Source organism: Pelagibacterium flavum, assembly GCF_025854335.1.
In the GTDB taxonomy this organism is placed as follows: Bacteria; Pseudomonadota; Alphaproteobacteria; order Rhizobiales; family Devosiaceae; genus Pelagibacterium; species Pelagibacterium flavum.
In genome coordinates this window covers 2,015,171-2,029,826 of sequence record NZ_CP107716.1, presented here as the reverse complement: position 1 = coordinate 2,029,826, position 14,656 = coordinate 2,015,171, and the positions used below count along the sequence as shown (strand labels likewise).

The 14,656-nt window shown below is 60.9% G+C and carries 12 protein-coding genes; 10 read left to right on the top strand and 2 right to left on the bottom strand.

The features are described 5' to 3' along the window. Positions 1–50 precede the first annotated feature (50 nt). From glnA to OF122_RS10095, 8 genes are all read left to right on the top strand, one after another. A complete protein-coding gene (glnA, locus tag OF122_RS10130; protein ID WP_264224141.1) occupies positions 51–1,460 on the top strand; it encodes a type I glutamate--ammonia ligase in 1,410 nt (469 codons plus the stop codon). A 158-nt stretch (positions 1,461–1,618) separates the two neighbouring features. Further along, positions 1,619–1,750, top strand: coding sequence for a hypothetical protein (locus OF122_RS10125; protein ID WP_264224140.1), 132 nt, complete (start codon positions 1,619–1,621; stop codon positions 1,748–1,750). 175 nt (positions 1,751–1,925) lie between these two features. Next, positions 1,926–2,963: a serine hydrolase domain-containing protein gene (locus OF122_RS10120; RefSeq protein ID WP_264224139.1), complete on the top strand. Its 1,038-nt coding sequence runs from the start codon at positions 1,926–1,928 to the stop codon at positions 2,961–2,963. Between the two features lie 143 nt (positions 2,964–3,106). Continuing rightward, a complete protein-coding gene (locus OF122_RS10115) occupies positions 3,107–3,400 on the top strand; it encodes a BufA1 family periplasmic bufferin-type metallophore (RefSeq protein WP_264224138.1) in 294 nt (97 codons plus the stop codon). Positions 3,401–3,462: 62 nt separating this feature from the next. After that, entirely contained in the window at positions 3,463–4,329 is an 867-nt protein-coding gene (bufB, locus tag OF122_RS10110) for an MNIO family bufferin maturase (RefSeq protein WP_264224137.1), read from the top strand. Further along, on the top strand, positions 4,326–5,081 hold the full coding sequence (locus OF122_RS10105) for an HvfC/BufC N-terminal domain-containing protein (RefSeq protein ID WP_264224136.1): 756 nt from the start codon (positions 4,326–4,328) through the stop codon (positions 5,079–5,081). The genes bufB and OF122_RS10105 overlap by 4 nt, the downstream gene beginning before the upstream one ends. Further along, entirely contained in the window at positions 5,078–5,566 is a 489-nt protein-coding gene (locus tag OF122_RS10100; RefSeq protein WP_264224135.1) for a DoxX family protein, read from the top strand. The genes OF122_RS10105 and OF122_RS10100 overlap by 4 nt, the downstream gene beginning before the upstream one ends. A gap of 311 nt (positions 5,567–5,877) precedes the next feature. Next, positions 5,878–7,473 (top strand): carboxylesterase/lipase family protein, encoded by a 1,596-nt coding sequence (locus tag OF122_RS10095; RefSeq protein WP_264224134.1) that lies wholly within the window; start codon positions 5,878–5,880, stop codon positions 7,471–7,473. Between the two features lie 39 nt (positions 7,474–7,512). Here the strand turns inward: OF122_RS10095 and OF122_RS10090 are convergent, their stop codons facing one another. Together OF122_RS10090 and OF122_RS10085 are read right to left on the bottom strand one after the other, a co-directional pair. After that, positions 7,513–9,021, bottom strand: a complete 1,509-nt coding sequence (locus OF122_RS10090; protein WP_264224133.1) for an ATP-binding cassette domain-containing protein — start codon at positions 9,019–9,021, stop codon at positions 7,513–7,515. A 257-nt stretch (positions 9,022–9,278) separates the two neighbouring features. After that, positions 9,279–10,172, bottom strand: coding sequence for a sulfotransferase domain-containing protein (locus OF122_RS10085; RefSeq protein WP_264224132.1), 894 nt, complete (start codon positions 10,170–10,172; stop codon positions 9,279–9,281). A gap of 513 nt (positions 10,173–10,685) precedes the next feature. On the opposite strand from OF122_RS10085, the gene parE reads away from it, so the two are divergent. Both parE and OF122_RS10075 read left to right on the top strand, forming a co-directional pair. Continuing rightward, positions 10,686–12,698, top strand: a complete 2,013-nt coding sequence (gene parE / locus OF122_RS10080) for a DNA topoisomerase IV subunit B (RefSeq protein WP_264224131.1) — start codon at positions 10,686–10,688, stop codon at positions 12,696–12,698. 243 nt (positions 12,699–12,941) lie between these two features. Next, a complete protein-coding gene (locus OF122_RS10075; RefSeq protein ID WP_264224130.1) occupies positions 12,942–14,351 on the top strand; it encodes a DEAD/DEAH box helicase in 1,410 nt (469 codons plus the stop codon). The last annotated feature ends 305 nt before the right edge of the window (positions 14,352–14,656 follow it).

Genomic DNA, 14,656 nt, shown 5'->3' with positions numbered 1-14,656 from the left:
CCTTTATGGCGCAGGCATAAACATCAAACACCACTAACTGGGGATCTATTATGAGCTCAGCAAACGATCTTATGAACAAGATCAAGGACGAAGGCATCAAATACGTTGACCTTCGCTTCACCGACCTGCGCGGCAAGCTTCAGCATGTCACCATGGACGCATCGGTCGTCGACGCCGAAATGTTCGAAGAAGGCGTCATGTTCGACGGTTCCTCGATCGCTGGCTGGAAAGCCATCAACGAATCCGACATGGTCCTGATGCCCGACAACGATTCGGCCTATGTCGATCCGTTCTTCTCGGCGCCGACCCTGTGCGTGAACTGCGACATTCTCGAGCCCGCCACCTACCAGCCCTACAATCGCGACCCGCGCTCGATCGCCAAGAAGGCCGAAGCGTTCGTCAAGACCTCCGGCGTCGGTGATTTCGTCGGTTTCGGTCCCGAGCCCGAATTCTTCCTGTTTGACGACGTGAAGTACTCGACCTCGACCTACAAGGTCGGTTTCCAGGTCGACTCCTCCGAACTCGGCTCCAATTCGGACGCCGATTACGAAGGCGGCAACACCGGCCACCACATCGCGCTCAAGAAGGGTTACTTCCCGGTTCCCCCCGTCGATAGCGCCCAGGACATCCGCGGTGAAATGCTCGAAGCCCTCGCCGCCATGGGCGTCGTTGTCGAAAAGCACCACCACGAAGTGGCCTCGGCCCAGCACGAACTCGGCATCAAGTTCGCGCCGATGATCACCGCTGCCGATCACGTCCTGCTCTACAAGTATGGCGTCCAGCAGGTCGCCCAGTCCTACGGCAAGACCGCAACCTTCATGCCCAAGCCCGTTTATGGCGATAACGGCTCGGGCATGCACTGCCACCAGTCGATCTGGAAAGACGGCAAGCCGCTCTTTGCGGGCGACGAATATGCCGGTCTGTCGATGGAATGCCTTTACTACATCGGCGGCGTCATCAAGCACGCCAAGGCCATCAACGCCTTCACCAACCCGACCACCAACTCCTACAAGCGTCTGGTGCCGGGCTTTGAAGCCCCCGTCCTGCTGGCCTACTCGGCCCGCAACCGGTCCGCTTCGTGCCGCATCCCCTTCGGCCAGAGCCCGAAGTCCAAGCGCGTCGAAGTCCGCTTCCCCGATCCGCTTGCCAACCCCTACCTCGCCTTCACCGCCCTGCTCATGGCTGGCCTTGACGGCATCAAGAACAAGATCCACCCGGGCGACCCGATGGACAAGGATCTCTACGAACTGCCCAAGGAAGAGCTCCAGGGCATCCCCACCGTTTCCGCCTCGCTGCGCGAAGCGCTGGAAAGCCTCTCGGCCGATCGCGACTTCCTCAAGGCAGGCGGCGTGATGGACGACGACTTCATCGACTCCTACATCGATTTGAAGATGGAAGAAGTCATCAAGTTCGAGCACACCCCGCACCCCGTCGAGTACGAGATGTACTACTCGGCTTAAGACCGCGGTTTATCGCATACGGAAAGGGCTCCTTCGGGGGCCCTTTTTGTTTGGCGCATGCAGGACGCGGGCTGCAGATTTCCATAGGGCCTCAAGCCGGAACGTGCGATGCTGCGCGAGCGCAAACGATCATGTTCGCGCGCTCAAAGGATAGCGTCATGGCCAAAGGTCAGGTGCGGAAAAACCGCGAAGCGAAAAAGCCCAAACAGGTCAAAGAAAAAACCATAGCCGCAGCCCCTTCATTGAAGGGTGTCGTGCAGCTCGGAGAGCACAAAAAGCCCAAGAAGTAAGAGACAAGCGCTCACCGACCCACGAGGGGCAGAGATACAATGTCTTGCCGGCATTGCCCCTGCCCCCACCTCCCGGTTTGTTGATTGCCACCCCACCTTCCCGGCCCCACAAAAGCCCATCTTGCTTCACACATCGCCCTGGCACATATCCACTGCTGCGCGGGGCGATCATTTCATGACCATTTCAATCTTTTCTCGCCCTGTCGGCATGCTGGCAATGGCCGCCGTCATGTCCATGCCCCTCGCGGTTTCGGCGCAGGATGCGGCGAACCCCAGCCCGCTTACGACCGTTCTGGATGCCGCCGAAAGCCTCGAGCCGCTGCGCACCGTCACCATTTCCCTGGACGGCGAAATCATCGCCGACCGCGGCTATAACGGCTACACCTCCAGCGACCCCACCAACATCAAATCGGCCTCCAAGGTCATTGTCACCACCCTGGTCGGCATCGCCATCGACAAGGGTTTGCTCGAAGGCCCTGAACAGCGGGTTGCCGATCTGCTCACCGATGATTTGCCTTCCGATCCCGACCCGCGCCTCGATCGGATCACCCTGAGCCACCTCATGTCGATGCAGGCGGGCCTCGAGGCAACGTCCGGCGCCAATTACGGGCGATGGGTCGCGAGCTCCAACTGGGTGCGCTCAGCCCTCGCCCAGCCCTTCGTCGCCGAACCGGGCGGACCGATGATCTATTCCACGGGCTCGACCCATTTGCTCTCTGCCATCCTCACCGAGGTGGGCGGCGCCTCGACGCGTCAGCTTGCCCGCGATTGGCTTGGCCTCATCGATGGCTTTGCCATCACCGGCTGGCTTCAGGACCCCCAGGGCATCCATCTTGGCGGCAATGAACTCGCCATGACACCACTCTCCCTCCTGGCGTTGGGCGAAATGATCCGCAATGGCGGCGTCACCGAAGATGGCGAACGGATCGTCTCGGAAGACTGGATCGAGCAATCCTGGCAACAGCGCACCACCTCCCGCTTCGGCGGGCACGGATACGGCTATGGCTGGTTCCTCACCGAGCTTGGCGGTCACGAGGTTTCCTACGCGTGGGGCTATGGCGGCCAGATGCTCTACATCGTTCCCGGCCTCGATCTGACCGTCGTCATGACCTCGGACCCCAATAGCCCGTCGGGCGGCAACGGCCATCGCGATCGCCTTCACGACCTGCTCGCCGACATTATCGGCATTTATGACAGCGGCGCGCGCGAGTAGCCGTCGGGCCGCCCTTTTTCGCTCCCCCTGGGCCCGATCACAGAACCGTGATGACGCGCGGGCGTAACCATCTTCGATGTCCCAACGAATGAGTGATCGGTGCCCAAAGCGGCGCCTTCGATCCCCAAAGGAAGGACATTGCAATGAACCTCAACATAGCCTCAGTCGCTCTCGCCGCATCGCTGGCGACAGCTCTCGGAACCGCCGGCGCTGCCCCGGCCATCGCCCAGGACGATATGGTCAAGTGCTACGGCGTCTCGCTTGCCGGTCAGAACGATTGCGCGGCCGGCCCCGGCACCACCTGCGCCGGCACCTCCACCGTCGACTATCAGGGCAACGCCTGGACACTGGTTCCCTCGGGCACCTGCGAAAGCATGGAATTGCCGGGCGATCGCATGGGCAGCCTCGAGCCGCTCGAACGCGACGTCCCCGCCTGAGCCGCACCCATTGGAGCGCGGCACTGTCCGCGCTCCGCTCGCCAATCGACCGGGAGGCCATGATGAACCGCTACAACACCCTTCCCCAGCAAGCCGGCGTGGGCCTCAAGCCCGAGCATTACGGGGAAATTCTCGAAAGCCGTCCGTCTGTCGGATTTTTCGAGATCCATGCCGAAAACTACATGGGAGATGGCGGCGCGCCGCATCGTTATCTCGCTGCCATCGCCGAGACCTATCCGCTTTCCCTGCATGGCGTCGGCTTGTCGATCGGCGGAGAGAACGATCTCGACCGCGCCCACCTCGCCCGTCTCAAGCATCTCATCGAGACCTACAAGCCCGCGTCATTTTCCGAGCACCTCGCCTGGTCGACCCATGACAGCGCCTATCTCAACGATCTGCTGCCGCTTCCCTACACGCCACGAACCCTCGATCAGGTCTGCCGCCATGTCGATGACGTCCAGCAAACGCTTGGCGTTGCCATGCTGCTCGAAAATCCATCGACCTATCTTCTGTTCGAGGAAAGCACCATCGACGAGGTCGATTTCCTCGCCGCCATCGCCGAACGGACCGGCTGCGGCCTGCTGCTCGACGTCAACAACGTCATGGTCTCATCGGTCAACCACGGCTGGGACCCCAAAGATTATATCGATCGTTTTCCCATCGAGTTCGTCGGTGAAATCCATCTCGCCGGTTATGATGAAACCCTCGACAGCGCCGGTGCCCGCCTGCTGATCGACGCACATGGTTCGGCCGTCCGCCCCGATGTCTTCGATCTCTATGTCCATACGCTCGGCCGCACAGGCCCCATCGCCACACTTGTGGAATGGGACAATGACGTGCCCGATTTACCCACGTTGATGAGCGAAGCCCGCATGGCCCAGGCCGCGCTCGACAAGGCTCTCCCCGGCGTCCGGAGCGCGGCACAATGAGCGCGCAGACCCGCTTTGCCCAGGCGGTGCAGGACCCCGCCAGCGCCCTGCCCCAGGGCCTGACCAGCAAGGGCGGGCAGAACGACCCCCTGCGGTTCGCCGTCTATCGCAACAATGTTCACGTCAGCCTCGTGAACGCCCTGACCAAGGGGTTTCCCGTCGTGAGTGCCCTCGTCGGCGAGGAATTTTTCACCGCCATGGCCCGCGTCTTTGTCGGCCAGACCAAACCCTCATCGCCCATGCTGTTTCAATATGGCGAGAACTTCCCCGATTTTATTGCCGAGTTCCCGCCGGCAGCCTCTCTGCCCTACCTCTCCGATGTCGCCCGGCTCGAATGCGCATGGACCCGCGCATACCACGCTGCGGACGATCCCATCCTGACGATCAATGCGCTCGCCGGCCTGCAGCCGTCAGACCTCCTTCAGTCCCGCCTTGCCCTGCATCCTGCTTGCGCGCTCATAACCTCGCGCTTTCCCGTCGGCTCCATATGGCACGCGCACCGGCAGACACCGCCCGCCGCGCTCGGATCGGCTGGCCCCGAGACGGTGCTGATTGCACGCCCCGGCCTCGACGTCGTCGTAACGGTCTTGCCCCACGAGGACGCCGATTTCGCCCGCGCCATAATGGCCGGCGCCACCGTTGGCGGCGCTGCGACGGCATCGGCCAACGATGCGGATTTCGACCTCGGCACCGCTCTTGTCGGGCTGGTTTCGCTGGGCGCGTTCAAACCATCGAAAGGGAACAAGGCATGACACTGCATTCGATAATCGCCAGAAGCGAAGCGCTCATCGCCAGCCTTCCCGCACCCTTGGTGCTGCTGGTCTTGCGCATCGCGCTTGCCGTCCCCTTCTTTCGGTCCGGCCTGACCAAATGGGACGCCCCCTTCATGCTCGCGCCGAGCCAGGCGTTCCTGTTCGGACAGGAATTCCGCCTCCATATTCTCGGAGGCGCCTACCCCTACCCGTTCCCCACCCTTGCCGCTTATCTCGCCGCAACCGGCGAAATCGTTCTGCCCATCCTTTTGGTCCTGGGACTGGGCACGCGCTTTGCGGCGTTGGGCATTCTGCTCATGACCGCCGTAATCCAGCTCACCGTCCCCGAAGGGTGGGCGAACTTCCATCTGCCCTGGGCCGCCATGGCTTTGGCCCTCATGGCCTATGGAGCCGGTCGGCTGAGCGTCGATGGCATGCTTGCCAGCCGGACTCCGGAAATGAACCCGACAGGCTCCCATCGCTGAAACACCTCGGGTCATCAGCAGCGACGCGCGTTTCATCACTGACCCGGACTGCCCGATGATCGATGCAACAGCCTCGCCCCGCCCCTTTAGGCTCGGCGAAACGATCGGAGACCGGCGTAACCAGCGATGGCGAACGGTTCCTCTTCTTGCTTGCCGAAATCGTCATGGCAACCGCCATGGATGGCGAGAAATAATGTAGGCTATACTATTTTTTATATGATGTTTTCTATTTACCCGGATGGACTCCTCCCCTTCTCGTGCTAGCTTTCGAATGTACGGACCGTTTCGTACATATGATGAGGAGGATATCCATGTTTCGGTTGAGTAAGATCGCCGCGACCGCGCTGGCGGCGGCGACAATGGCGTTGGCCACCGGGGCCCTGGCCCAGATCGTCAAGACCCCGATCCCGGGCGATCCGGTGGAAACCGGTTCTGGTCAGGTCGCGGGCAAGATGCTGGATTCAGGTGTCAAAGCCTATTTCGGCGTACCCTTTGCAGCACCGCCCCTGCGCGAACTGCGCTGGCAGCCGCCGCAGCCGCATCCGGAATGGGAAGGCGTCTATAATGCGGACCGCTTTGCCCCCGAATGCATGCAGACCTTGCGCAACAGCGACATCAACCACTACTTCGGCGAGGAATCCCTATCCGAGGACTGCCTCTATCTCAACATATGGGCACCCCAGGACGCCGAGGCGGGGGCCGATCTGCCGGTCGTCGTCTGGATTTACGGTGGCGGCTTTAACGTCGGCTCGACCAACATGGCCAATTATTCCGGCGAACAGCTTGCCCAGCGCGGCGTTGTCTATGTCGCCCTGTCCTACCGCCTCGGTGCCATGGGCTTTATGGCCCACCCCGAACTGGCCGCTGAAAGCGAAACCGGGACTTCGGGAAATTACGGCCTGATGGATCAGGCGTTCGGTCTGCAATGGATTCAGGACAACATCGAAGCCTTCGGCGGTGATGCCGGCAACGTCACCCTTGTCGGCCAGTCCGCCGGTTCCATGTCGCTCAGCGCTCTTCAGGTCAGCCCGTTGGCCGACGGTCTGTTCCACAAGATCTTCGGCATGTCCGGCAGCGTCGTCAACAGCTTCTCGTCTCCCTATGAGCGGGTCGAAGCGGCCGGCCTTCAGGCCCAGGAACAATTGGGAGCCGCCGACATAAGCGCAATGCGCGCCGTTTCCGCCGACAAATTTCTCGACCTCGAGGGCGTCCGCTTCGGCATCGCCATCGACGGCCACGTCCTGCCTGAACCCGCATGGACGGCCTTCGAGAACGGCAGTTTCGCCGACGTGCCCATGGTCATCGGCTACACAAAGGACGAAACCTTCAACGGTCTCGCAGGCGCCCAGAACGCCGATGAACTGCGCACCAGAGCACAGGACATGTTCGGCGATGACGCCGAGGAAATCCTGGCATTCTACGATTTGGAGGCCGAAGATTTCCGCCGCACCGCGGTCGATATCTCCCGCGACACATCCATGGCCAGCGCCGTTCGCGATTGGGCAATCGCCCAGACCACGCACGGCGACAGCCCGGTCTATGCCTATATCTTCAGCCGCACTCAGCCTTACACCGAAGGGGTGACCTTCGCCGATCACAACCCGGCAACGGTCGGCGCCTATCACACCGTCGAGGTGCCTTATTTCCTCGACACGCTCGATAGCCTCAACATGTTCCGGGAAACCCGGACATGGACCGACGCCGATCTCGAGTTGCGCGACCGCTCGGCTGGCGCCCTCGTCGCCTTTGCACAGACGGGCGATCCCAACATGGATGGCCTCGACTGGCCCGTCTATGAACTCGGTGACGAACGTCTTGTCGAATTCGATATCGACACCGTCGACACAATCGAATGGCCCAACCACGGGGCCATGCAGATCGTCCACGGGCAACGCATAAGCCAGTAGCCTGGTCCGGCCCCGCATTTTCGTGCGGGGCCGGTTTTATCAAGCCCCCATCTCGGCAAAGAACCCTTCGGGATCGTCAGCCTCGATAAGCCTCCCCTTCTCGATTACCAGAAACCGGTTTGAAACCTCGCGCACGAAGGCGCGGTCATGCGACACCAGCACGCAACTGGCATCGTGCTCGATGATCTCGGCAGCGAGCGCTTCCTGTCCGGCGATATCGATGTGGTTGGTCGGTTCGTCCAGCAGGTAGAAATTGGGCTCCATCAGGCGCAGCGCGAGCAGTCCAAGCCTGGCCCTTTGGCCGTGGGACAGGAGTGCACCGAGTGTCCAGTGGGCGTCAGGGTCGATTCCGGCCGCCGCAAGCAGGCTTCGTGTCCGCTGATCGCCCTGCCCCAGCGCCGATATGAAATCGAACGGGCTGAGCTTTTCCGGCACAAAATCGAGCGCCTGGTCCATGTACCCGACCACCAGACTGGGCGTCGCCTTGATGCCCTCAATGCTCTCACCTCCCATCAGAACGCGCCTGAGCATCCTGACAAGACTGGTCTTTCCAGTCCCGTTGCGCCCCAGAACAACGATTCTATCTCCTTGAAAGATATGCAGTTTCGGGATCGAGAACAGCTTGCGCCCATCGGGCGCCGCCACCGTCAGCTCCTCGATCGAAACCAGCACCTTGGCATGAGTGCCGCGATTGGCCAGCCGGATATCCCCGCTGCGCTCCTTGTGCAGTACTCTGGCTTGCGCCTCGATTCTTTCGGCCCGCTCGCGAAGCTGTTTTTGCTTTTTCTGCAAAAGGTCGCTGCCGGAATTGATGCCGATGTTTTTCAGTTTCGCCGATTGCTGGCGAAGCTGGCTGGCTTCTTTCAGGTCGCGTTCGCGCTTGGACGCGTCGCTCGCGTCCTCCTGCGCCAATGCCTCCCGCGCCCGGCTATAGGGTAAGGGAAAATACCGGGAGGTTTCGGGCCGCAGGAACAGCGTGCGATTGGTCACCGCGTCGAGAAAGCTCCGGTCGTGACTTGCCATGATCACCGGCACATCACCGATCCCCATAAACCATTGTTCTAACAGCGCAATTTTCTCAAGATCGAGATGATTGGTCGGCTCGTCGAGCACCAGAATATCGGGATCGGACACCCAGGCCCGCATCAGCAACATAAGCCGCTGCCAGCCCCCGCTCAGCGCGCGCACCGGCAGATTGCGTATGTCCTCGGGCATGGAGAGCGTATCGAGCACCACATCGACACGCCAGCTTTCGCTTTCCAGCGTTTCCGCATCGAGTCCGGTGGCAACCGCATCGAACAGGCTGAAATCAAACAGCTTTTCGGGCACCACCTGCGGCACCATCCCAATCCGCGCACCGCGCGAGAGCGTAATGTCACCACGCGTGAGTTCGTTCTCGCCGACAAGGCAAGTAAGCAGGGTCGTCTTCCCGGCCCCATTTCCGGCCACGATCCCAACCCGGTCGCCCGAGCCGATCGTAAGAGTCAAATCATTGAAAAGGTTGGATTTTGCCGTATAGCCGGCGGATTTAAGGGCAATTGTCGTCATTTCAGTCTCGAATGTCCGGGGCGGCACAGGCCACCCAATTCTGCCAGGCCGCATGATGTCATGCGGTCGCGATCAGGGCAGACCCGTACGGAATTCGAATGCGAAATGTCCGGTGACGGTCAGCCCTGCAACATCTGCTGCAGGGCGTAAACAGGGCCACGCTGACGATGGTGACGCCAAATCTCTATCACGCAGCCCTCCTTTCCGATTCCAGAAACACCAAGACTATGCACCAGCCCGGCGCGGTCCCGCAAGGCTCAGTTCGCGGTGCGTGGCGCGTATTTCTCCGCCAGCATCATCGCCGCCTTGCGGTCGATATCGGCATACTGCAGCACGCTGTCGGTCAGATAACCCTGCGCTTGCATCTGGACGCCATGCGCTTCGATGATGGCGCGGGCATGGATCGGCTTGAGCGTCTCGCGATAGTCGCGCGGCACGGCGTTTTTCCCGCTCGCCTTATGTGTCTCGGCCAGCAGGCCAGCGGCCGTCTTGAGGCTTTTCTCGGTCACCGGAATCTTCATATGCGCCGCGAGCGCCTTGAGCTCCTTGATCGGATCGGCCCGCAAGTCTTCAAAGCGGATGGCATGCACTTCGGGCTGCCGCTTGCCGATCCAGCTCGCCACATTCTGGCTCCACGACCCCTGCGGTTCGGAGACGCGTGTCGCGCCGCCCCGCACACGCCGATCGACGGTCATCATCGCCTCGATGACCCGCATGGGCTGCATCCCGCTTGCATCGACAAGCGCAGCGGCCACATCGAGCGGCGAGCGCACAATATAGGTCCCGCCGATTGAAACCTTGGTGTTAAAGGTCGGATGCCCGAAAAACGTGCCCCGCACCGCATGCGTCCGCACCACGGGCAACCCCCGCGTATCGCGCGAAAGCAACTCATGCACCTGCGGCCGCGCCGCCGCCACCTCCTCTTCCCCGAGGCTGTTGGCGTCCTTGCCGGTCACTTCCTTGTAGAAGCGGCCATGGGAATCGAGCGGTATGATATTGTCGATATTGCGCATATCGATCCGCTTGGGCGGATTGGGCTGACTCAGAGCGATCATCAGGAAAATGGCCGACCGCACCCAATTGCCGCCCGAGCGCGGGTAGGACGCAACGAAATAGAGCGGACGGATAGGCTTTGCCTGTTGATCGGACACGGCGGACTCCCAAGAACTGTCCGCACTAGTTATCTGCCGCGCAAGGTACGCGCAACCGCGGCGGGAACTTCAGGCGAGAAAAAACACCGTGGCCAGCCCTGGCAACAGGACCACTTTGGGGAGGGAAAGGTGGGCAAGCCGGTACGCAGAACTCTTCAATCCGGCCTGCAGCCACCTGAACACTTCGTGCCCTGACCCAGACACCTGATACGCAGCGCCTCGGGCAAATCGTGCACGCATACGGCAACTCCAAACACATGAACCGTATGAACAATTTTTATCGCAAGGGGCTTAAAAAAGTGCTGATGAGACGCAAACCGAACGTAAATCGAGCCACTATTTTGCGCGCCCGAAGTGTCCCAGGATGAGAATGCGGCGGTCGGCATAAGTTGCGCAAATCAGAGTGCAATGCTGTTGAAACACCTTGGAATCTGTGGTGTTTCCGCTCATACATGCCGCCATATGATAGACCGGAATTCCATCTGATTCGCCCGGCAAGAATTTTTGAGGCTCATGACCGACGACAACGATCTTTTTGGCGTCACGCCCCCCCAACCCGCCGCCGAGCCGCAGCGCGCTGCCCCTGCGCGTGCGCCAGCGCCGTCAAACTCCTATACGGCGGCCGATATCGAGGTGCTCGAAGGGCTTGAGCCCGTGCGCCGCCGGCCGGGCATGTATGTGGGCGGGACAGACACCAACGCTTTGCACCATCTCTTTGCCGAAGTCATCGACAACTCGATGGACGAGGCGATCGGCGGGCATGCCACAAGGATCGAAGTTCATCTCGGCGAAGACGGCTACATAACGGTGGTCGACAACGGTCGCGGCATTCCGGTCGACAACCATCCCAAGCAGCCCCATCTTTCCGCGCTCGAAGTCATTATGACCACGCTCCACGCGGGCGGAAAATTCGATTCCAAGGCCTATGAAACCTCGGGCGGGCTGCATGGCGTCGGCGTTTCGGTCGTCAACGCGCTGACCGACGATCTCGTCGTCGAGGTCGCGCTCGACCAGACCCTTTACCGGCAGACCTATTCGCGCGGCAAGCCGACCTCGAAGCTCGAAAACATGGGCCGTGTCAACAACCGGCGCGGAACGACGATCCGCTTCCATCCCGATGCCGAAATCTTCGGCAACGCGGCGCGCTTCGTCCCCGACCGGGTCTTCCGCATGACCCGTGCCAAGGCCTATCTCTTCGGCGGCGTCGAAATCCGCTGGTCATGCGACGAGTCACTCGCTACCGACGAGGTTCCCGCCAAGGCGGTGTTCCACTTCCCTGGTGGTCTTCGCGATTTCATCGAACGCCGCATCGAGGGTAGAACGCGAATCCTCGACGACATATTCTCCGGCCGGACAGGAAAGCCCGGCGGCCACGGATCGGTCGAATGGGCGATTTCGTGGTACATCGGCGATACCTTTACCTCCTCATATTGCAACACCGTCCCTACCCCCGACGGCGGCACCCATGAGGCCGGCCTGCGAACCGCCCTGCTCCGCGGCCTGAAGAATTACGCTGAGATGGTCGGCAACAAGCGCGCATCTATTGTCACATCCGAAGACGTTCTGGGCCATTGCGGATCAATGCTCTCGGTCTTTATCCGCGAGCCGGAATTCGTTGGCCAGACCAAGGACAAGCTTGCTTCGGGCGAAGCCACTCGCATCGTGGACAATGCCATCCGCGACGCCTTCGATCACTGGCTCACCGCATCGCCGACCCAGGCCAACAAGCTGCTCGAATGGACCATCGAACGCGCAGAGGACCGTCTGCGCCGTCGCAAGGAAAAGGAAATCGACCGCAAATCGGCGACCCGCAAGCTGCGTCTGCCTGGCAAGCTCGCCGATTGCAGCCAGTCGGCGGCCCAGGGCGCCGAACTCTTCATCGTTGAAGGCGACAGCGCCGGCGGCAGCGCCAAGCAGGCGCGCGACCGGTCCAGCCAGGCCGTACTCCCACTGCGCGGCAAGGTGCTCAACGTGGCCGGCGCGAGCCGCGACAAACTTGCCGCCAACCAGCAGATCGCAGATCTCTTGCAGGCGCTTGGAGTGGGAACGCGCGACAAGTACCGTGAAGAGGATCTGCGTTACGACAAGATCATCATCATGACCGATGCCGACGTCGACGGCGCCCACATCGCTTCGCTTCTGATGACCTTCTTTTATCAGGAACTGCCGAAGCTGATCGAAGGCGGCCACCTCTTTTTGGCCCTGCCGCCCCTTTACCGCCTGTCGCAGGGCGCCAAGACGGCCTACGCCATGGACGACGCCCATCGACTCAAATTGATGGAAGAAGAATTCACCGGGCGCGGCAAAGTCGAAGTCACACGGTTCAAGGGCCTTGGCGAAATGCCGCATGCGCACTTGAAAGAAACCACCATGAACCCCAAATCAAGGACATTGCTCGAGGTTCGCGTCGTCTCAGACCGCGCGGAGACCACCGATACGGTCGACAGGCTCATGGGAAACAAACCCGAGGCCCGCTTCGAATTTATTTCCGAAAAAGCGGCCTTTGTGACCGAACTCGACGTTTGATCGTGCGCGGTCAGGCAGGCATTAATCTTGATGGCCAAATCAAGATTGACTTGAACCCAAGGTAGTTTATGGTCCCGCTCGTCAGAGGCCATACCCGTTCACTTGCACGTTCCGCGCGCAGGTTTGAGCAAAGTGTGGATGAAAGTGTACCGATTTCCGCTGGCGACACGTCGAGAAAGAACGAACCGGCAGCCTGCCTCACTTCTTCTTTATTCTCTGACCCGAACATGATGGACACCCGATTTGACTGTTGAATTCTCCGAGCTCGGCTTGGGCGACAAGGTCACCGAAGCAGTCGCTGCAGCCGGCTATACCAAGCCAACCGATATCCAGGCCCAGGCCATTCCCCATATCCTTGAAAAAAAGGATCTTATCGGGATCGCCCAGACCGGAACCGGCAAGACGGCTTCATTTGTGCTGCCGATGCTCTCCCTTCTCGAAAAGGGCCGGGCCCGCGCGCGCATGCCGCGCACCCTCATTTTAGAGCCTACGCGCGAACTCGCGGCGCAGGTTCACGAGAACTTTGAAAAATACGGCAAAAACCACCGTCTGACCGTCGCTTTGCTGATCGGTGGCGTATCGTTTGAAGATCAGAACAAGAAGCTCGATCGCGGCGCTGACGTTCTCATCGCCACGCCCGGCCGCATGCTCGATCACTTCGAGCGCGGACGCCTGCTACTCACCGGTGTCGACATTCTCGTCATCGACGAGGCCGATCGCATGCTCGACATGGGCTTCATCCCCGATATCGAACGCATCTGCTCGCTGCTCCCGCAGCGCCGGCAGACCCTGTTCTTTTCGGCCACCATGCCACCTGAAATCCAGAAGCTGACCCAGCGTTTCCTGCGCGATCCGGTCAAGGTGGAAGTGGCGCGCCAGAATTCGACTGCCGACACCATCGAGCAGGTTCTGCTCAAGGTCGGCCGCACGCCGGCGGAAAAGCGTGCCGCGCTTCGCGACCAGATTCGCGCCGCCAAGGATCTCAAGAACGCGATCATCTTCTGCAACCGCAAGCGCGACGTTGCGACGGTCGCCCGTTCGCTCGAGCGCCACGGTTTCGATGCCGGCGCGCTGCACGGGGACATGGATCAGAAATCCCGCACCGAAACGCTCGACAGCTTCCGCGCCGGATCGCTGGCGATTCTTGTTGCGTCCGATGTTGCCGCCCGCGGCCTAGATATCCCCGCGGTGAGCCATGTCTTCAATTTCGACGTGCCCACCCATGCAGAAGATTATGTCCATCGTATCGGCCGGACCGGCCGTGCCGGACGCTCCGGCACCGCAATTACCCTGATTGGTCCGGGCGAAACCAAATATGTCGATGCGATCACCAAACTGATCCAGCGCGACATAGCCTGGGCGGACGCGTCAGCCACCGTGTCTGCGCCCGCGCCTGAAGTCTCACAAGGCGATGAGGCGCCATCCAGTGGTCGAAAACGTGGTCGGCGCACACGCGGGAAAGACGAAAAGCCTGCCGCCGAAAGGCAGCAGCCGGCCAAACCAACCGAACAGGCACCGCGCCAGAACCGTGAGCAGGCCCCACGCCAGAACCGCGAACAGCCGCGCCGCGCGAACAATGACGATGGTCCCGCGAGTTTCAAGTCGGAAGGCCATATTCCCGCATTCCTGCTGCGCCCGACTGGCAGAGCCTGATCGCAATGGTTTGGGGTACGGCCCTGCACCCGGTCAGGACAGCAGGTCTGTTGACATCTTGAATCCCGGACGCTGCCGGTGATTTTTGATCTGGACAGCCGCGCCAGGACGCTCTAGCTAATCAATGGTTCCATGCCGGGGGGCTCTGGAAGCGTTCGGAACTCCAATCTGATGTTGCCGCTCGTAACCTGCACAGCAATCTGAAATCTCAATCCGCTTATCGACGGCCTTCAGGGCGCGGCTCGGGAGTTGGACTGGGTTTAAGGCGCCTTTAAGCCCTGGCGGACTATGATCTGATCGGAACA